Source organism: Paracoccus ravus (genome assembly GCF_004522175.1).
GTDB classification, from domain to species: Bacteria; Pseudomonadota; Alphaproteobacteria; order Rhodobacterales; family Rhodobacteraceae; genus Paracoccus; species Paracoccus ravus.
Genome location: NZ_SDEB01000001.1, coordinates 319,268 through 337,080, shown reverse-complemented (window position 1 = coordinate 337,080; position 17,813 = coordinate 319,268). Strand labels below are relative to the sequence as shown.

Genomic DNA, 17,813 nt, shown 5'->3' with positions numbered 1-17,813 from the left:
GGAGAACACGCATGACCAAGGTTCTGGCCGTCGGCCAATATTCCGACATCGACCTCAAGGCGCTGAACGCCGATTTCGGCGCGCCTCCGCTTGAGGATCTGGCGCGGATCGCGGATCTGCCCGAGTCCGACCGCGCTCAGGTCACGGCGCTTGCCTACAAGGGCCATCATGCGCTGGACGGCGCGGTGATGGACCTGCTGCCCGGCTTGAAGCTGATCGCGAATTTCGGGGTCGGCTATGACGCGATCAACATTGCCGATGCCAGCGCACGGGGTATCACGGTGACGAATACGCCGAATGTGCTGAACGATGATGTGGCGGATCTTGCCGTCGCGCTTTTGGTGATGGAGCAGCGCAAGCTGACCGCCTCGGAGCAATGGATGCGCGACGGGCGCTGGCCGACCGAGGGTGCCTATCCGCTGGCGCGCAAGATGTCGGGCCGCAAGGTGGGCGTGCTGGGCATGGGCCGGATCGGACGCGAGATCGCGGACCGCCTCGCGGCCTTCAAATGCGAGATCCATTACCAGTCCCGCAGCCGCAAGGATGCCCCCGACGGCTGGACCTATCACGCCGATCCGGTCGCGTTGGCCGGCGCGGTGGACGATCTGGTCATTGCCGTGGTGGGCGGGCCGGAAACCGTGGGTTTCGTCTCGGCCGAAGTGATCGAGGCGCTTGGCCCCGACGGGATCATCGTCAATATCGCGCGCGGCACGGTGATCGACGAACCGGCGCTGCTGGACGCCTTGGAAAGCGGCAGGCTGCGCGGGGCTGGTCTGGACGTGTTCCTCAATGAGCCCGATATCGACCCGCGTTTCCTTGCTTTGCCCAATGTGACGGTCCTGCCGCATGTCGGTTCGGCCACGGCCGAAACGCGCGCCGCGATGGGCGATCTGCAACGCCAGAACATCCATGCCCATCTGCAAGGGCAGGCGCTCGTGACGCCGGTGAACTGATGGCCAAGGCGATGACCGAGGACAGTCTGGCCGAGGCCATCGCCTATGAGCTGCGCCGCGAGATCCTGCGCGGCAACCTGCCGCCGGGCGCTCCGATCAAAGAACGCGACAATGCCGAGCGTCAGGGCGTCTCGCGCACCCCCATGCGCGAGGCGATCCGGATACTTGCGAAAGAGGGGCTGGTGCAGCTTCGCCCTTTGCGCAGCCCCGTTGTCGCCGATCCCTCACTGTCCGAGATCATCGACCAGATCCGCGTTCTGCACGCGCTGGAACTGCTGTCGGGCGAACTGGCCTGCGAGAAGGCCAGCGACGATGAAATCGCCCGGATCGGCAGTCTCAAGGATCGCATCGAAAACATCTATGGCGAGGCCGATACGCTGGATGTGTTCGAACTGGACATGCAATTCCACTCGGCCATTGTCGCGGCCTCGCATAACGCGGCCTTGGCCGAGACGCATGGCGCCTATATGGCCCGGCTGTGGCGCGCGCGCTACCTCTCGGCCCGGCGCAGGCTGTCGCGCGACAGGGTCCTGCGACAGCACAAGGCCATCCATGCCGCGCTGGCGCGCCGCGATGCGAATGCCATCAAGGCCGAGATCGCGGCCCATCTGGGCGCGATGATCGCCAATATCGAGGACCATTTTCGCGAGGCAGGCAATGACGAACGGGGCTGACGCATGAAAACGGGCGGCAGACTGACCGGGCTTGCCCTGATGACCGGGGCGGTGATGCTTTTCGCGGTGCAGGACACGACGGCCAAATTCCTGCTTGGCTCGGGGCTTGCGATCATGCAGGCCGCCTTTGTCCGCTATCTCGGGCATCTTGTGATCACGCTCGCCGCCGTGCTGCCCAAGCATGGCGTTTCTGCCCTGCGCTCGGTCAACCCGCGTCTGCAATTACTGCGCTCGCTCGCGCTTCTGGGCAGCACCGCCTTTAACTTTGTCGGGCTGAGCCATCTGCCTCTGACGACGGTCACCGCGATCATGTTCGCGGGTCCGGTGCTGACCACCTTGCTGGCCGTGCCGATGCTTGGCGAACGCGTCAGCCCGGTGCAGTTTCTGGCCATTATTCTTGGGTTTTTGGGTGTGCTGATCGTCGTGGCGCCGTGGCAGGCCGACTTTCATCCGGCAATCCTGTTCTCGCTGACGGCCTGTGTCTGCACCTCTTTCTATTTCATCTTCAGCCGCAAACTGGCGGCGGAATCGACCGCCGCGCAGCAGGTTTGGGCCAGTGGCATCGCGACGCTGTGTCTGGCGCCCTTTGCGCTCATGCAATGGGAGCAGCCGCAAAGCTGGGCGATCGTGGCGCTGATGTGCCTGATCGGCGTGGTCGGCGGCATGTCGCACAGCCTCGTGACGCTGGCGCATCGGGTCGCGGACGCTTCGGTTCTGGCACCGGTCGTCTATCTGCAACTGCTTTTCGCCTCGGTCGCCGGATATCTGGTCTTTGGACAGGTTCCGGGGGCCTCGACACTTCTTGGCGCAGTGGTCATCATCGCCGGCGGCGCGCTGCTTTGGCTGTCGGGACGACGAAAGAGAATTGCCGCAATCCGGGCTTCCGCAATCGCGGTCTCTCGGGAAAATTCAGAACCACGAAAGACGAAGGAGGAGAGATGAAACTTCTGCGCTATGGCCCCGAGGGTCAGGAAAAGCCCGGATTGCTGGATGCCGAGGGTCGCATCCGCGACCTGTCTGCCCATGTCGCCGACATTGCCGATGAGACTCTGACCCCCGAGGGGTTGGCGAAACTGGCCGCGCTGGACGTGGCCTCGCTGCCTGTGGTCCAGGGATCGCCGCGGCTTGGCGCCTGCGTGGGACATGTGCGCAAGTTCATTGCCATCGGTCTGAACTATGCCGATCACGCTGCCGAAAGCGGCATGCCCGTTCCCGCCGAGCCGGTCGTTTTCAACAAATGGACAAGCTGCATCGTCGGCCCCAACGACGATGTCCTGATCCCCGTGGGCTCGAACAAGACCGATTGGGAGGTCGAGCTGGGCATCGTCATCGGCAAGACCGCGCGCAGCGTCTCGAAGGAAGAGGCGCTCGAGCATGTCGCGGGTTATTGCGTCGTCAACGACGTCTCCGAGCGCGAATGGCAGCTCGAGCGCGGCCAGACCTGGGACAAGGGCAAGGGCTTCGACACGTTCGGCCCGATCGGCCCCTGGGTCGTGACCCGCGACGAGATCGCGGATGCTGGCAACCTCTCCATGTGGCTCGAGGTCGATGGCAAGCGCTATCAGGACGGCTCGACCAAGACGATGATCTTCGACGTGGCGACGCTGGTGTCTTACTGCTCGAAGCTGATGACCCTGATGCCGGGCGATGTGATCACCACCGGCACGCCTCCGGGTGTCGGCATGGGCCAGAACCCGCAGGTCTATCTGAAGGGTGGCGAGACCATCCGTCTGGGCATCGAGGGTCTGGGCGAGCAGACGCAAAAGGTGCGTCGCGCGTGACGCAATCGGGCGGCGGGAATGCCCGCCGCCGTCGATTTTCGGGGGATAGGATGAAATTCTCGGCCAATCTGGGCTTTCTCTGGCCCGAGCTTGCCTTGCCCGAGGCTATTCGCGCCGCGGCCGGGGCGGGATTCGATGCCGTCGAGTGTCACTGGCCTTATGCTCATGCGGCCGAGGATGTTGCCTCGGCCCTCGCCGAAACCGGGCTGATCATGCTGGGTCTGAACACGCTGCGCGGCCAGCCGGGCGAAAACGGCCTTTCCGCCATTCCGACCCGCGAGACCGAGGCGCGTGCCGAGATCGACCGCGCCATCGCCTATGCACGCGCCATCGGATGTGGGGCAGTGCATGTCATGGCCGGGATCGCAGAGGGGCCACAGGCCGAGGCCTGCTTCCTTGCCAATCTGGCATATGCCTGCGCCGCCGCGCCCGAACTGACCATCCTGATCGAGCCACTGAACCGATATGACGCGCCCGGCTATTTCCTTTCGACGTCGGATCAGGCTTTGGCGCTGATTGAGCAAGCGGACAAGCCGAACCTGAAGCTGATGTTCGATTGCTACCATCTGCAGATCATGGAGGGTGATCTGACCCGCCGATTGACCCGGCTCATGCCGCTGATCGGTCATGTCCAGATCGCCGCCGTTCCAGATCGCGGACCGCCCGATCATGGCGAACTGGATTACCGCCACATTTGCAAGTTGCTTCGCGACCTGGGATGGGACCGACCGATCGGCGCGGAATACAAGCCCGCCGGAGCAACCGATGACAGCCTTGGCTGGCTGCCCAGGTTGCAAAAGATCTAGGGCAGTTTCGCACCCGCCCTTTGTGCAAGGATCTTGGCAATGGCGGCATCGGCCTCGCGCCCCAGACCCGCAGCGGCCGCCGACCGGTAGAGTTCAAGCGAAGCCTCGGCCAGCGGAACCGGGCTGCCAAGGCCTTGGGCCGTATCGGTCACGATCCCCAGATCCTTGACGAAAATATCCACGGCGGAAAATGGCGTGTAATCGCCCGAGACGACCTGCGGCCCGCGATTTTCGAACATCCAGCTGTTTCCGGCGCATTGAGTGATGACTTTCTGCACCGTCGCGAGGTCCAGCCCGGATTTCGCCGCCAGCACCATAGCCTCGGCCATGGCGGCGATATGGACCCCGGCAAGCAACTGATTGATCAGCTTCATCCGGCTGCCCGCGCCCGGCGCGTCACCCAAGCGGAACACCCGTGCAGCAATGGCGTCCAAAGCGGGCTGGGTGCGGTCGAAAGCCTCGGACGGCCCCGAAGCCATGATGCTGATCGCCCCCTCGCGGGCCTTGGTCGCGCCGCCCGAAACCGGGGCATCGATGGCCAGCATTCCGGCCTGCGCCAGATCATCGGCAATGGCGATGGCATCATCGGGCTGCATGGTCGGGCAGAGGACAAAGACCGTGCCGGGATCGGCGGCGGAAACCGCGCCGTTCTCGCCGAAAAGCACCGCGCGGGTCTGGGCCGCGTTCACGACATAGACAAAGACGGCCTCGCACCCCTCGGCGGCTTCGGCCGGGTTGGCGGCCACGATGCCTCCGGCTGCGGCGAGCTCTGCCAGCGGCGCGGGGTTCAGGTCCACGCCGCGCACAGGAAGTCCGGCGCGGGCCAGCGACAGAGCCGCGCCCAGACCCATCGAGCCAAGACCGATCACGGCGGTGGTCAGCGTCATGTCAGGGCCTCCTTGCGGCGAAACAGGATGCGGCGGACCAGAGGCGCGCACCAGACCAGAATGGTGAAAATGCCTAGCCCGGCAGCGATCGGGCGCTCGAAAAAGGCAAGAAGGTGGCCGTCGGATTTGATCATCGAGGTGATGAAATGCTGCTCGAGCAGCGGACCCAGCACAAGTCCAAGGATCGCGGGTGCGATGGGGATGTCGTTTTCCTCCATCAGGAAGCCCAGGATGCCGAAGCCGAGCATCAGGATGATGCCGAAGACCGAATTGGTGATCGCGAATGCCCCGACAAGGCAGAAAAGCGTGATGATCGGCATCAGCAGCTTTTGCGGCACGGCAAGGATCGTGGTCGAGGCGCGGATCGCGAGCCAGCCGAGCGGGATCATCAACAGGTTCGCGAGCAGAAAGACGATGAACAGCGCGTTGATCAGTTCCGCCTGATTGATGAAGATCGTGGGCCCGGGATTCATCCCCTTGATGTACAGGACACCGATCACGATGGCGGTGATAGAATCGCCCGGGATGCCGAAGACCAGCGCCGGAATCCAGGCGCCGCTGACGGCGGCATTGTTCGAGGCTCCGGCCTCGACCAGCCCTTCGACATGGCCCGTGCCGAATTTCTCGGGCTCGCGCGAGAAGCGCTTGGACATGGCATAGCTGATCCATGCCGCGATATCGGCCCCCGCACCGGGCAGCGCGCCGATCAGCGTGCCGGTGATGTTGCCGCGCAGCATCTGCTTGGGGTAGCGGCGGATGACCGGGATCTGGCTGCGCAAGAGCCCCTTGGTCGAGGGCCGCAGCGGTGCGCCCAGTTTGTGGCCGCGCACCAGATAGCGCAGCACCTCGGCCAGCGCGAAAAGCCCGATCATCGCGGGGATAAAGGAAATCCCGCCCAGAAGATCCACGTTCCCGAAGGTGAAGCGCGGCTCGGCCGTCGGGTTGTCCATCCCGACTGAGGCCGCGACCAGTCCGATCAGCAGGGCGACCAGCCCGCGCGGCACCGATCCCGGCGAGACGAAGATCGCCGCCGAAAGGCCCAGCAGGACCAGCCAGAAATATTCGAAACTCGAGAATTTCAGCGCCACCTCGGCCAGGAGCGGCGAGGCGAGGATCAGGATGATCGTGCCGAAGACGCCGCCGATCACCGAAAAGACCAAAAGCGCGCCAAGCCCTTCCTGCCCGCGCCCGTCGCGGGTCATGCGATAGGCGTCCTCGACATAGGCGGCGCTGGCGGGGGTGCCGGGAATGCGCAGCAGCGCGCCGGGAATGTCGCCAGAAAAGATCGCCATGGCCGAGGCGGTGACGATCGCGGCAATGGCGGCGATCGGCTCCATGAAGAAGGTGATCGGCACCAGCAGCGCGGTGGCCATGGTCGCCGTCAGGCCGGGGATCGCGCCGACGAAAAGGCCAAAGGCTCCGGACAGGACCATCACCATCAGGACCTGTGGATCAAAGACCATCGCAAAGGATTGGGCAAGCACGCTCATTTCCGCCTCACCACGGCAAAGACAGGAATTCGCCGCGCGGCAGCGGCACCAGAAGCAACCGTCCAAAGGCGAATTGCACCACCAGCACTGTGACAAGCGACAGGGCCAGCGCGGGCAGGGGTCTCGCGCCGGTCAGCAGCATCAATGCCGTGAGCAGGACCAGGCTTGAGAGGGTGAATCCCAGCCAGTCGACGGCAAGGATGAAGCCCGTGATCAGCAGGATGGCCGCCGCGATGCGCCCCCATGCGGCGGGTTCTGACGCCCAATCCGTCACCATGGCGAGCGGCTTGCCCCTTTCGCTGACCCAGCCTTGCAGGATCAGCCAGATCCCGACAGCGGCCGCCAGCCCCGAAATGACCATAGGCAGCGTCTCGGCCCCGTATTTCTGGCCCGGCAGCGGCGAGAACTGCCGCGAGGCGAAATACAGCGCCAGCGCCCCCAGCAAAGTCAGCACGCCAAGCGCGCGATCCCCCAGTCTCATGCCGGATCCTTCCTCTTCCGGGTGGTGAAAGGGCTGGGGTTCCCCCAGCCCTTGGCACTACTTGGCCAGACCGGCCTTTTTCATGACCTCGCCCAGGCTCGCGTCATCGGCGGCCACGGCGGCCGTCGCATCTTCGGGGCCAGCCCAACGCAGGCCGAAACCGCGTTCTTTCATGAAGTTCTGATAGGTGTCGCTGTTATAGGCCTTTTCGATGGCGGCGATCAGCTTGTCGCGGGCCTCGGCGGGCATGTCCTTGGGCGCGGCAATGGCCCGCCAGACCGAGAGCTTCCAATCCGATCCGGTCGCCTCTTTCAGCGTGGGCACATCCGGGAACAGCGCCTGGCGCTCATCCGACATGCTGGCCAGCGCCCGCACGCGTCCCGCCTCGATCAGCGAGCGCCCCTCGGCCAGCGACGAGGGAACCATGCCGACGCCGCCCGCGACCATGTCGGTCAGTCCGGCTGCCGCGCCCTGGCTGGGTACAAAGGGGACGGCATCGATCGGGATGCCCTCGGACATGATCCAGCCCAGCATGTTCAGATGCCAGATGCCGCCCTGTCCGGTCCCCGAGGCCTTGACCGTGCCGGGCGGGCTGGACTTGATCGCGTCGCGCAATTCGGCGGCGGTCTTCCAGGGCGCGTCCTCGGCCACCATGATCCCGCCCGGATCGGCGTTCACCAGCGCGAGAATGTCGAAATCCTGGTAGGTCAGATCGGTCAGGCCCTGCCAATGCATCATGTCGATCTCGATCGTCATGACGCCGATCGTGTAGCCATCTGGCTTGGCCCTGGCGATGGCGGTATGGCCGACGACACCGGATCCGCCGGTGCGGTTCACGACGTTCACGGGCTTGCCAAGCTCTTCCTGAAGGATCTGGCCGAAGATGCGGCCCACGGCATCGGTGCCGCCGCCCGCGCCCCAGGGGACGATCAGTTCGATGGGACGTTCGGGGTATTCGGCCAACGCGGGCGAAGCCCAGCCGGCAAGCGTCATCGCAGCCGCAAGCAGCGGCAGAACAGTTCTGCGGTCCATGAATTTCCTCCCTGATGGCGCGTGAGCCGCGCCCTTCCTCCGGCTCGCAGGATCACGCCTCATGTATACATTGTCAACGATGCTGAACCGGGTCTGAGAAATTCAGACCGGGGCTGCCGCGTCATAGTTCATGCAGGATTCGATCTGGCCGGCATTGTCGAAATAATGCGGCGAAAGATGCATGATTGCCGGAAGATCCCCGAAAACACGGCGCAGATGAAGACGCATGGCGGCCTCGGCGCGGTCGGGGTCGCCTGCCGAGATCGCCTCGACGACCGCGCGGTGCTGGTCCAGCATCACATCCTTTGGCGTGACCGCCGAAACCAGGTGCCGCACCCGGTCGAGATGCATCTTCAACCCCTGAAGATGCGTCCATGCCCGGGTCTGGCCCGCAATGGCGGCAAGGCAGTAATGGAATTCCTCATCCAGTGGGACAAGGGCCTTGGCATCGCCCTGCGCGATCAGGGATTGCCGTTCGAGAAGCTCGTTCAGGGTCACGACCTGCTGTGGCTGGGCCAGTCGCGCGGCAAGGCGGACGATATCGGCCTCGACCGCTTCGCGAATGAACCGCGTGCCCAGAACCCAGTCCATGTCGATGCGCGAGACGAATGTACCGCGCTGGGGGCGCACATCCAGCAGCCCCTCGCCAGCGAGCCGGATGAAGGCCTCGCGCACGGGTTGACGCGACAGGTCATGCCGGTCCGCGACCTCCTGCTCGGAAAGCCGGGTTCCCGGCAGCAGGTCGCAGCTGATGATGCGCTGCCGCAAGGTCTGGTACATCTGGCTTGCCGCAGGCAGTTCGACTTGCGTTGCAAGATGTTGCGGCATGTTGTGCGGGCGCTCGGGCTCGGTGGTCATCTTGGTCCTCCCCGTTCCCATTTCGGGCCAAGGAGGCGCTTGCGTCAACCGTGCAGTGAAAAGCCCAGTTGCGTGACCTGACGGTAATCATCGCCCGCCTTGAGCAGCGCCGAAGGATAGGTCGGATGATGCACCGCATCGGGCCAAAGCTGCGATTCCAGCGCAATTCCGGCATGGCGGCCATAGGGCGCGTTGCCCAGCCCGGGCGCGCCGGTCCGCATATGGTCGGCGGTATAGACCTGAAGCCCCGGCTCGGTCGACAGGATCCGCATCCGGACCGCTCCGGCCTCGAGAATTGCCGCCGGTTCGGGCTGGTCCGCTCGCGCCGCCGCCAGGCAGAGGTTGTGGTCGATCAAGGGCCCGCCCAGCCGGTCCCCCATCCGAACCGGATCGCGGAAATTCAGATGCGTTTCTGCTACCGGCGCGGGCTCTCCCACGGGGATCAGATCGGCATCGACGGGAAGGAAGGTTTCCGCCGGAATGGTCAGGCGGTGTTCCGCGATATCGGCGCGACCATCCAGATTGAAGTAGCTGTGCTGGGCGAAGTTGCACAGCGTGGTGCGGGTCGAGGTCGCGCGGATCTCGATCTGCAGGACCGGGCCGGGCAGGATGCTATAGTCGACCTGCACCTGCATCGCTCCGGGAAAGCCCATATGCCCGTCGGGCAGCTCATCGCGCAGCGACAGCCTGTCGGCCGCGATATGGCCAATCTTCCAGTTGCGCAGGCCCGTTCCATCCGCACCACCATGCAGGGTCGTGACGCCGCGTTCGTTGCGGTCAAGGGAGAGGGTTTGCCCCTCGATCTCGGCATGGCCGCGCGCGATGCGATTGGCGCAGCGCCCGACGATCGCGCCGACATAGCGGCCTTGATCCAGATAGGGGGCGAGGGTCGAAAATCCCAGCACCATCGGGTGATCTATGCCATCGAGACGCAGATCCTGCAGGGTCGCACCCAGTGTCAGGATCGAGGCGCGCAGACCATGCGCGGCAATCCCCAGGCGTTCGACCGGCGTGCCATCGGGGTGGATGCCGAAATCTTCACGGCTCATGCGATCACCTTTGGTTCGGCGCACCCGCGCGGACCGTTGGGCAGGACCAGCCAGCTGCGCCCGTCTTGCGCCCCGTCCAGCCCCTCTGCTGCGCTGGTCACCAGAATCCGGTCCAGCTTTTCTCCGATGAAAGCGGGGCAGGTGGTCTGTTTCACCGGAAGCTCGACCTCATCGAGCACATGCCCGTCCGGGGCATGGCAGACCAATCGGCCCGTGCCCCAGCGCGCGTTCCAGAAATTGCCCTTGGCGTCGGTCACCGCGCCATCGGGATATTCCTCGGTCCCCCGGAAGTCGAGGAAGACGCGCTTCTCGCCCTGAGGCCAGCCCTGCGCGTCCAGATCCTGCTCCCAGACCAGCTGCTCGGCGGTGTCGGAGAAATAGGCGCGCTTGCCATCGGGCGAGAAGCAGATTGCGTTGCTTATCGAGATCGGCGCGTAAAGCTGGCGCAATTCGCCCTTGTAGTAGCGATAGATTGCGCCCTTTCCGGGGCTGGCATCAATCGCCATCGTGCCGATCCAGAACCCGCCCTGCGGGTCGGCGCGGCCGTCATTCGAGCGGGTCTCGGGGCGGTCGGCCTCGAGCGCTACGAGGTCCTCGCGCGCGGCGGTCCTCAAATCGAAACGGAAAAGCGCGGTTTCGCTGGCGATGATCAGGCTGTCATGGTCGATCCAGCCCGCCGCCGAGACGCGCTCGTCGAAGCGCCATTCGAGCTCGCGCCCATCCTTGCGGCTGAGCATGCGGCGGCCGAGGATGTCGAACCAGAAGGCCTGCTGGCGTTCTGGATGCCAGAAGGCGCCTTCGCCCAGGATGCAGGCGCGCGGATCGAACAGCGTATATTTCATTTCGGCAGCGCCGCGACCATGTCGCGGGCGCGCTGGCCGACGGTTTCGGCGCTGTCGCCCGGCTTGTAGAGCGAGGTGCCGATGCCGAAGCCCTGTGCCCCGGCGGCGAACCAGTCGGCGAAATTCGACGGACCGACGCCGCCGACGGCATAGACCGGCATGTCCTTGGGCAGGACCGCGCGCAGCGCCTTGAGCATGCCCGTGCCGCCCTGATCGGCGGGGAAGAGCTTCAGCCCGGTCGCGCCCGCCTCGATCGCGGCGAAGCATTCCGTGGCGGTGAAGACGCCCGGATAGGATTCGAGGCCCCGGCGGCGGGTCTCGCGGATGACTTCGGGATTGGCATTGGGCGAGACGATCATGCGCCCGCCCGCATCGGCGACGCGCGCCACATCATCGACCGTCAGCACGGTGCCTGCGCCGATCGTGGCCTGGCCGGCAAATGCGGTGGCCATCAGCCGGATGCTCTCCAGCGGATCGGGCGAGTTCAGCGGCACTTCGATGCGGTCGATGCCGGCATCGATCAGGGTTTGGCCGACAGACAAAGCGTCAACAGGTGTCAGGCCGCGCAGGATGGCGATGATGGGCTGGGTCATTTACGTCCTCGTCAGGGCAGAGGCGGCGGCGGTCAGTCCGGCAAGGACCAGCTCTCCGCCATCCATTTGTTGGGCATCGGCCCCGGCTTGGGTCAGGGCCTGCGCGTAAAGGGCGGAAAGCTCGGGCGCGCCGATGATGATCACTCGGCGACCATGCCAGAGCGGATGCGCCGCGGCGAGTTCCGCGCCAATCAGTAGCCCCGAAAGCCGCCCCGCGCCTTGCTGGGGCGTAAGCCCGTTCAGGAGCGCCGCCGCGCGCAGAGGGAACAGACCGGCCGCCGCCATGTCGGCATTGGTCGCGGCCTGGGCCGAGGCTTCGAGGAAGCTCGGCAGATCGGGCTTGGCGTCGCCAACGGTCAGGCGCAGCACCGATTGGCGCGAGAGCAGGGCATAGACCTCGCCGGTCATGAAGGTATGGAAGCCTTCGACCAAGCCGTTCGCGACGCGGACCCATTTGCAATGCGTGCCGGGCAGGCAGAGCGTGCCCTCGAAATCCGGGTTCTGCGCGATGAAGCCCGCGATCTGGGTTTCCTCGCCGCGCAGCACGTCGGGCGGGTCGATCTGCGACAGGCCGGGAAGGATATGCACCTGAAGGCGCGGGTCGCGGACGACGGGGCGCGTCGCGCGCAGCGGGTCCAGCGGCGTGCAGGGGGTGGGGCGGTATTCCGCCTCGACCCAGCCGGTGCGCGCGCCGACCATGCCGCAGGCGATGACCGGGACCGGCAGGTCGCCCAGCCAGTCCCCGACCAGTTCGAGAAGGGCCGGTTCGAACCCTTCGGGCGTCAGGCTGCCCATGCCCTTGTCCGAGGCGCGGTGCTCGAGCACCTCGGAACCCTGCATGGCCCAGACGCGCAGCCGGGTGGTGCCCCAATCGACCGCGATCCAGTCCGGACTCACCATTCGAAGGCGTCCGTCTCGACCCGGCGGCCCAGCATCATCGCATCGGCGACATGGCGGAAGGGGGCGACGTCGACATCGCTTTCGCCCGCCGCGATCAACTCGGCGAAACGGGCATAGATGCGGTCATATTCACCGGCGAGCGAGCTTTCCGAGGCAAGCGACTGGCCGTCGGCGATGACGGTCGCGCCGCCCTGCGACAGGTCCAGCACGCCGTTGTCGGTCTCGATCCGCATGTCCCAGGTCTGCTCGCCTTCCTCGCGGAAGTCGAAGTCCAGCGCGACGGGCGCGCCTTCCTCGGTCAGCATCTTCAGCCGCGCGGCGATCGGGGTATCGCGGTTCTCCGGGAATTCCAGCTCGGCCTCGGTGGTGTAGAGACCGACCGGCAGGATGTAGGTCAGGATCGAATAGGCGTTGATGCCCGGATCGAAGACGCCGGTCCCGCCGGGGGCGAAGATCCAGTCCTGGCCGGGATGCCAGCGCCGCACGTCCTCGCGCCAGGTCACCGTGATCGCGGTGATCTTGCGGCTGGCGAGCCAGTCCCGCGCGCCGGGGATGCCGGGGGCGAATTGGCTGTGCCAGGCGGTGAAGAGCGTCCTGCCCTGCTGCCTCGCGATGCGCTCCAGCGCCATCACCTCGGAGACCGAGGTTCCCGGCGGCTTTTCCAGAAGCACGTGGCGACCGGCCAGCAGCGCCTCGCGGGCGACCGCGAAGCGGACCTGCGGCGGCGTGCAGAGCGCGACCGCGCCGACCTCGGGACGTTCGGCGAGGAAGCTCGTCACGTCCTTGTAGGCGGCGATGCCTTCGGCGGTGTTGAACGGATCGACCGTGGCCGCGAGGTTGAAGGCCTCGGAGGCCTCCAACGCCGGGCGGTGCTGATCGCGCGCAATCTTGCCGAAGCCGATGATGGCGAGATCAGTGGCTGTCACGTCCGACCTCGCTGCCGCGGCATCCTTTCAGGAAGTCGAAATCGGCACCGGTATCCGCGCCCTCGACATGCTCGTGGAACATGCGGGCATAACCCGAGGCCGGCGGCTCGACCGGGTTCTTCCACTCGGCCAGGCGGGCGGCGATTTCTTCGTCCGACAGGTCGAGATGCAGGCGGCGGTTCGGCACGTCGAGCTCGATCCAGTCGCCGCTGCGCACGATCGCAAGCGGGCCGCCGCGCGCGGCTTCCGGCGAGGTGTGCAGGACGACGGTGCCGTAGGCCGTGCCCGACATGCGCGCATCCGAGATGCGGACCATGTCGGTGATGCCCTTCTTCAGCACCTTGGGCGGCAGGCCCATATTGCCGACCTCGGCCATGCCCGGATAGCCCTTGGGACCGCAGTTCTTCATGACCATGATGCAGGTCTCGTCGATGTCGAGCGCGTCATCGTTGATCCGGGCCTTGTAGTCGTCGATATCCTCGAAGACCACGGCGCGGCCACGGTGCTGCATCAGGTGCGGCGAGGCGGCCGAGGGCTTCAGCACCGCGCCGAGCGGCGCGAGGTTGCCCTTGAGGACGGCGATGCCGCCCTGCTGGGTCAGCGCCTTCTCGACCGGCAGGATGACATCCTCGTTCCAGTTCTTGGCGTCCTTGACCTCGTCCCAGATGCTCTCGCCCGAGACGGTCAGCGCGTCCTTGTGCAGCAGCCCGGCCTCGCCCAAGCGCTTCAGCACGACGGGCAGGCCGCCGGCATAGAAGAACTCTTCCATGAGGTACTTGCCCGAAGGCATCAGGTTCACGATGGTCGCGACGTCGCGGCCGCAGCGATCCCAGTCGTCCAGCGTCAGCTCGACCCCGGTGCGGCCCGCCATGGCGAGCAGGTGGACCACGGCATTGGTCGAGCCCCCGATCGCGCCATTGCAGCGGATCGCGTTCTCGAAGGCTTCCTTGGTCATGATGTCGCTGGGCTTCAGGTCGTCCTTGACCATCTGCACGATGCGGCGGCCGGTCATCTGCGCCATGACGCGGCGGCGGCTATCGACCGCCGGGATTGCGGCATTGCCCGACAGCGCCATGCCAAGGGCTTCCGCCATCGAGGCCATCGTGGACGCGGTGCCCATTGTGTTGCAGGTGCCCGAGGAACGGCTCATCGCCTGCTCGGCCTCGAGGAACTCGTCCTGGGTCATCTCGCCGGCCTTCACGGCTTCCGAGAATTTCCACAGATGGGTGCCCGAGCCGATGCGCTCGCCACGGAACCAGCCGTTCAGCATCGGGCCGCCGGTGACGACGATCGACGGGATGTCGACCGAGGCCGCGGCCATCAGCAGCGAGGGCGTGGTCTTGTCGCAGCCGACCATCAGCACGGCGCCGTCGATCGGCTGGCCGCGCATCGCTTCCTCGACCGCCATTGCGGCGAGGTTGCGATACATCATCGCGGTCGGGCGAAAGGTGTTTTCCGAGGCCGAGAACACCGGGACCTCGACCGGGAAGCCGCCGGCTTCCCAGATCCCGGCCTTCACCTTTTCGGCCAGCTCGCGCAGGTGGCCGTTGCAGGGCGTCAGGTCCGACCAGGTGTTCAGGATGCCGATGACCGGGCGCCCGTCGAACAGGTCATGCGGGTAGCCCTGGTTCTTGAGCCAGCCACGGTGATAGATCGTGTCGCGCGAGTTGCCGCCATACCAATGCTGCGAGCGAAGTTTGCGGGGCCATTCTGCAGGTTTGAAGGTCATTAGGATTTTCGCTTGTTCGAGACGTCGAAGATGACGGCGGCCATGAGGACGAGGCCCTTGATGACCTGCTGGTAATCGATGCCGATGCCAAGGATCGACATGCCGTTGTTCATGACGCCCATGATGAAGGCGCCGATGATTGCGCCGACCACGGTGCCGACGCCGCCCGACATGGACGCGCCGCCGATGAAGACCGCCGCGATGACGTCGAGTTCAAAACCCACGCCCGCTTTCGGGGTGGCCGAGTTCAGACGGGCCGAGACGACCATGCCTGCCAGCGCCGCGAGCATCCCCATATTGACGAAGGTCAGGAAGGTGATGCGCTCGACATTGATGCCGGACAGTTTCGCGGCCTTTTCGTTGCCGCCGATCGCATAGATGCGGCGACCCAGCGTCGTGCGCTCGGAGATGAAGGCGTAAAGCGCGACCAGCAGGGCCATGATGATGAAGACATTGGGCAGGCCGCGGAAGTTCGCCAGCGCCCAGGTCATCGCGGCCAGCGCGACGAAGATCAGGGCGTTCTTGCCGACGAAAAAGGCGAAGGGCTCGTCAGCGATGCCGACCGCTTCCTCGCGCTTGCGGTTGCGGATCTGCAGCCACAGGATCACGAGTGCGGCACCCCAGCCAAGGACCAGAGACAGGGTGTTCGGCTTGTCCGGCCCGAAGAAATCCGGGATGAAGCCCGAGGCGATCATCTGGAATTCCTTGGGGAAGGGACCGATCGACTGGCCCTGCAGCGCCCACATGGTCAGGCCACGGAACACCAGCATGCCCGCCAGCGTGACGATAAAGGACGGGATCTTCCAATAGGCGATCCAATAGCCCTGGATCGCACCGATCAGCGCGCCTGCGGCAAGACCAAGCACCACGACCAGCGGCACCGGCAGGCCCATCTTGACGATCATGATGGCGGCCAGCGCGCCGACAAAGGCCGCGATCGAACCGACGGACAGGTCGATATGACCTGCCACGATGATCAAAAGCATCCCCACCGCCATGATGACGATATGGCTGTTCTGCAGGAACAGGTTCGTCAGGTTGACCGGGCGGAACAGGATGCCGCCGGTCACGACCTGGAAGAAGGCCATGATCACGACCAGCGCGAAAAGGATGCCGTATTGGCGGATGTTGCGGCGGATGAAGCCGAACGTGTCGCTGCCGCGATCGGTTGTGGTATCAGACATGGGCGGTCTCTGCCTCGATCTCTTCGGGGGTGATGTCTTCCTCGGTCAGGTCATGGCCCGACTTGATGATGACCGACATGATGCGTTCCTGGGTCGCCTCGGAGGTGGGCATCTCGCCCACCAGACGGCCCTCGTTCATCACGATGACACGGTCGGTGATGCCCAGAAGCTCGGGCATTTCGGAAGAAATCACGATGATGGATTTGCCCGCGGCCGCGAGGTCACGGATGATGGTGTAGATTTCGTATTTCGCGCCGACATCGATGCCGCGCGTCGGCTCGTCGAGAATGAGGATCTCGGGTTCCGAGAAGAGCCATTTGGAAAGCACGACCTTTTGCTGGTTGCCGCCCGAGAGGTTCACGGTCGCCTGATCGATCGACGGCGCGCGGATATTGATTGCCTTGCGGTAATCCTGCGCGACCTTGCCTTCCTTGTGGCGGTCGATGATGCCATTGCGCGCCACGCCCGGCAGATTCGCCAGCGGGATATTGCGGCGGATCGAATCGTCCAGCACCAGACCCAGCGATTTACGGTCCTCGGTGACATAGGCGAGGCCCGCCTTGATCGCCTTTGACACGGTCGAAAGATCGACCTCTTTGCCGTGGATCGTGGCGGTGCCGTTCTTGAAGATGCCGACCGAGCGACCGAACAGACTCATCGCCAGTTCGGTGCGGCCCGCGCCCATCAGACCGGCGATGCCCAGAACTTCGCCCTGTTTCAGGTCGAAATTGGCGTTGTTGACCAGCAGGCGACCATCGCCACCCTCTTCGGCCACGGTCCAGTTGCGGACCTGCATGATGGTCTCGCCGATTTTCGGCTCGCGCGGCGGGTAGCGGTCGTCCATCGAGCGGCCGACCATGTCCTTGATGATCTGGCTTTCCGGCACCATGCCCGAATGATGCGAGACGGTCGCGCCGTCGCGCAGCACGGTGATGCTGTCGCAGATTTCCGAGATTTCGTTGAGTTTGTGCGAGATCATGATGGCGGTCATGCCCTGTTCGCGGAAACTCGCGAGCAGGCGCAGAAGCGCTGCGCTGTCATGCTCGTTCAGGGATGAGGTCGGCTCGTCGAGGATCAGCAGTTCCACCTTTTTCGACAGCGCCTTGGCGATCTCGATCAGCTGCTGCTTGCCCATGCCAAGCTCGCCCACCTTGGTTTCCGGACTTTCGCGCAGACCCACCTTGGCCAGCAACTCGGCGGTGCGGCGGTTGGTCTCGTGGCGGTCGATCACGCCGTTCTTGGCGATCTCGTTGCCCAGGAAGATATTCTCGGCAATCGACATATGCGGCACCAAGGCAAGCTCTTGGTGGATGATGACGATGCCCTCATGTTCGCTGTCGGCGATCTTTTTGAACGCCATCGGCTTGCCCTTGTACAGGATCTCGCCGTCGTAGGAGCCATGCGGGTAGACACCCGACAGGACCTTCATCAGGGTGGATTTACCTGCGCCGTTCTCGCCGCAAAGGGCACGGATCTCGCCGGGTCTGACGACCAGGTTGACGTTGTCGAGGGCTTTGACCCCGGGGAATTCCTTGGTGATCCCCCGCATTTCCAGAATGGCGTCCATCGCTACCATGTGCCCCTAGCTAAGGAATACGCCGCCGCAAGGGAGGCATCCCCTGCGGCGG

At 64.9% G+C, this 17,813-nt stretch carries 18 protein-coding genes; 5 read left to right on the top strand and 13 right to left on the bottom strand.

The annotated features are described in order from the left end of the window. Positions 1 to 11: 11 nt before the first annotated feature. The 5 genes from ESZ60_RS01765 to ESZ60_RS01745 are packed head-to-tail and all read left to right on the top strand — an operon-like array spanning position 12 to position 4,214. Positions 12 to 953, top strand: coding sequence for a 2-hydroxyacid dehydrogenase (locus tag ESZ60_RS01765; RefSeq protein WP_134678677.1), 942 nt, complete (start codon positions 12 to 14; stop codon positions 951 to 953). Further along, a complete protein-coding gene (locus ESZ60_RS01760) occupies positions 953 to 1,627 on the top strand; it encodes a GntR family transcriptional regulator (RefSeq protein WP_245155546.1) in 675 nt (224 codons plus the stop codon). The genes ESZ60_RS01765 and ESZ60_RS01760 overlap by 1 nt, the downstream gene beginning before the upstream one ends. A 3-nt stretch (positions 1,628 to 1,630) precedes the next feature. Then, complete coding sequence (locus tag ESZ60_RS01755; protein WP_134678676.1) at positions 1,631 to 2,569, top strand: DMT family transporter; 939 nt, start codon at positions 1,631 to 1,633, stop codon at positions 2,567 to 2,569. Next, positions 2,566 to 3,408 (top strand): ureidoglycolate lyase, encoded by an 843-nt coding sequence (locus ESZ60_RS01750; RefSeq protein ID WP_134678675.1) that lies wholly within the window; start codon positions 2,566 to 2,568, stop codon positions 3,406 to 3,408. Before ESZ60_RS01755 ends, ESZ60_RS01750 begins: the two co-directional genes overlap by 4 nt. A 50-nt stretch (positions 3,409 to 3,458) precedes the next feature. Next, the gene (locus tag ESZ60_RS01745) at positions 3,459 to 4,214 is read left to right on the top strand and encodes a hydroxypyruvate isomerase family protein (RefSeq protein WP_134678674.1); all 756 of its coding nucleotides are present in this window, start codon (positions 3,459 to 3,461) and stop codon (positions 4,212 to 4,214) included. Here ESZ60_RS01745 and ltnD read toward each other — a convergent pair. From ltnD to mmsA, 13 genes are all read right to left on the bottom strand, one after another. Next, positions 4,211 to 5,101, bottom strand: a complete 891-nt coding sequence (gene ltnD / locus ESZ60_RS01740; protein WP_134678673.1) for an L-threonate dehydrogenase — start codon at positions 5,099 to 5,101, stop codon at positions 4,211 to 4,213. The genes ESZ60_RS01745 and ltnD overlap by 4 nt on opposite strands. After that, positions 5,098 to 6,591: a tripartite tricarboxylate transporter permease gene (locus ESZ60_RS01735; protein WP_134678672.1), complete on the bottom strand. Its 1,494-nt coding sequence runs from the start codon at positions 6,589 to 6,591 to the stop codon at positions 5,098 to 5,100. Before ESZ60_RS01735 ends, ltnD begins: the two co-directional genes overlap by 4 nt. A gap of 7 nt (positions 6,592 to 6,598) precedes the next feature. Then, positions 6,599 to 7,072 (bottom strand): tripartite tricarboxylate transporter TctB family protein, encoded by a 474-nt coding sequence (locus ESZ60_RS01730; protein ID WP_134678671.1) that lies wholly within the window; start codon positions 7,070 to 7,072, stop codon positions 6,599 to 6,601. 57 nt (positions 7,073 to 7,129) lie between these two features. Further along, a complete protein-coding gene (locus tag ESZ60_RS01725; protein WP_134678670.1) occupies positions 7,130 to 8,104 on the bottom strand; it encodes a Bug family tripartite tricarboxylate transporter substrate binding protein in 975 nt (324 codons plus the stop codon). A gap of 102 nt (positions 8,105 to 8,206) precedes the next feature. Continuing rightward, entirely contained in the window at positions 8,207 to 8,962 is a 756-nt protein-coding gene (locus ESZ60_RS01720; RefSeq protein WP_245155545.1) for a GntR family transcriptional regulator, read from the bottom strand. 44 nt (positions 8,963 to 9,006) lie between these two features. Beyond that, positions 9,007 to 10,011 (bottom strand): aldose epimerase family protein, encoded by a 1,005-nt coding sequence (locus tag ESZ60_RS01715; protein WP_134678669.1) that lies wholly within the window; start codon positions 10,009 to 10,011, stop codon positions 9,007 to 9,009. Further along, a complete protein-coding gene (locus ESZ60_RS01710) occupies positions 10,008 to 10,853 on the bottom strand; it encodes an SMP-30/gluconolactonase/LRE family protein (protein WP_134678668.1) in 846 nt (281 codons plus the stop codon). The genes ESZ60_RS01715 and ESZ60_RS01710 overlap by 4 nt, the downstream gene beginning before the upstream one ends. Further along, positions 10,850 to 11,446 (bottom strand): 2-dehydro-3-deoxy-6-phosphogalactonate aldolase, encoded by a 597-nt coding sequence (locus tag ESZ60_RS01705; protein ID WP_134678667.1) that lies wholly within the window; start codon positions 11,444 to 11,446, stop codon positions 10,850 to 10,852. The genes ESZ60_RS01710 and ESZ60_RS01705 overlap by 4 nt, the downstream gene beginning before the upstream one ends. Then, positions 11,447 to 12,346 carry a 2-dehydro-3-deoxygalactonokinase gene (locus ESZ60_RS01700; protein ID WP_134678666.1) on the bottom strand — a complete coding sequence of 300 codons (900 nt, stop codon included), beginning with the start codon at positions 12,344 to 12,346 and terminating at the stop codon, positions 11,447 to 11,449. Continuing rightward, positions 12,340 to 13,272, bottom strand: a complete 933-nt coding sequence (locus ESZ60_RS01695) for a Gfo/Idh/MocA family protein (RefSeq protein WP_134678665.1) — start codon at positions 13,270 to 13,272, stop codon at positions 12,340 to 12,342. The genes ESZ60_RS01700 and ESZ60_RS01695 overlap by 7 nt, the downstream gene beginning before the upstream one ends. Further along, positions 13,259 to 15,001 carry an L-arabinonate dehydratase gene (gene araD, locus ESZ60_RS01690; RefSeq protein ID WP_134678664.1) on the bottom strand — a complete coding sequence of 581 codons (1,743 nt, stop codon included), beginning with the start codon at positions 14,999 to 15,001 and terminating at the stop codon, positions 13,259 to 13,261. Before araD ends, ESZ60_RS01695 begins: the two co-directional genes overlap by 14 nt. Then, entirely contained in the window at positions 15,001 to 16,185 is a 1,185-nt protein-coding gene (mmsB, locus tag ESZ60_RS01685; RefSeq protein ID WP_134678663.1) for a multiple monosaccharide ABC transporter permease, read from the bottom strand. The genes araD and mmsB overlap by 1 nt, the downstream gene beginning before the upstream one ends. Further along, positions 16,178 to 17,752 carry a multiple monosaccharide ABC transporter ATP-binding protein gene (mmsA, locus tag ESZ60_RS01680; RefSeq protein ID WP_134678707.1) on the bottom strand — a complete coding sequence of 525 codons (1,575 nt, stop codon included), beginning with the start codon at positions 17,750 to 17,752 and terminating at the stop codon, positions 16,178 to 16,180. The genes mmsB and mmsA overlap by 8 nt, the downstream gene beginning before the upstream one ends. Positions 17,753 to 17,813: the final 61 nt, after the last annotated feature.